2 protein-coding genes are annotated in these 1342 nt (G+C 42.1%); both read left to right on the forward strand.

Annotated elements, in window-relative coordinates; genetic code table 11:
* A partial coding sequence (locus ACS8FD_RS14750) for a segregation and condensation protein A (RefSeq protein ID WP_439276409.1) occupies window positions 1-813 on the forward strand: 813 nt, incomplete at its 5' end.
* Window positions 814-835: 22 nt separating this feature from the next.
* The coding region (gene scpB, locus ACS8FD_RS14755) for an SMC-Scp complex subunit ScpB (protein WP_439276410.1) at window positions 836-1342 on the forward strand (507 nt) is incomplete at its 3' end.

Below are 1342 nucleotides of genomic sequence, written 5' to 3' on the forward strand. Positions count from 1 at the left end.
AATGACATGTCTTTGCGCATTTATCAAACCCCAATACAGCAGCTACCTGAAGATCTGTACGTACCCCCGCAAGCGTTTGCCATTTGGCTAGAGCAGTTTGCAGGGCCGTTAGATTTTCTATTATATTTGGTTAAAAAAAACAATGTAGATTTGACCAAAATGCCGATATTGCCTATTACGGAGCAGTATTTGGCTTATATTAGTGAGTTGGATACTGAACATTTTGAGCTGGCAGGTGACTATTTACTCATGGCATCGACATTGATTGCGATAAAGACCGAGTTATTGCTACCGATACCTGAGACACTTAATGATGAACGCGACCCAAAGGCTGAGCTGATTGTACGTTTAGAAGAATATGCACAAATCAAAACCGTTAGTCAGCGTTTAGATAGCCTGATTCGTCTTGAGCGCGATGTGTTTTTGGCGATGGTGAGTATGCCTAATCAAGATGTTATGGCTGCCGAATTACCTAGCTACTCTCCAAACTTATTAATTGATAGCTTGTTTAAAATGCAATTACAACCCGATTATCAAATGCATACCATCAAGGTCGATGCCGTTCCCCTGTCCGATCGTATTGCCAGTATCAGCCGTCAGCTAAGTACTGATGGCACACACTCTTTTTATGAGCTACTAGATAAAGCACAAGGTAAGATAGGTGTCGTGGTCAGCTTTGTCGCAGTACTAGAACTGATAAAACGGCAGTTGGTTGGTGTGGTGAGTACTGATTTGATAGATAAGGCCACGATTAATAATGAGGTTGCAAAGCACCATCTAATCGAACCATTAACGCTACAATGGCTGGCTTGACAGCCTTAATAGAGAATGTGTAATGACAGATACTAAACATCAGCATCTTGATGAGATAAGTAGACAGATAGAAGTGCTATTACATGCGTCAGAAGCGCCGCTCACTGCAAACGCTATCAAGAAACATTTATCTTTATCTGGTAAAGAATTAACGCAGACTTTAGAGCTATTAAAGCTGCGCTTAGACACTGGCGTCCTAAGCTTACACGAGACTGCTAGCGGTTATCGCCTACAAATAGCAGATAACTATAGTGCATTAATACAGCGTGTTTTTCCGCAGCGTCAAGAACGCTTAAGTCAGGCATTACTCGAAACACTAAGTGTCATTGCTTATAAACAACCAGTGACTCGCAGCGACATAGAGTATGTACGTGGTGTGACGCTATCGAGCAACATACTACGGCAGCTGTTTGATAAAGGCTGGATCATTGAGGATGGTTATAAAGAAACATTGGGTCGTCCAGCCTTGCTACATACTACGTCGCAATTCTTAGATGCGTTTGGGCTGACCAATTTAGATGAGTTACCA

It is taken from the genome of Psychrobacter sp. 1U2 (assembly GCF_051847575.1).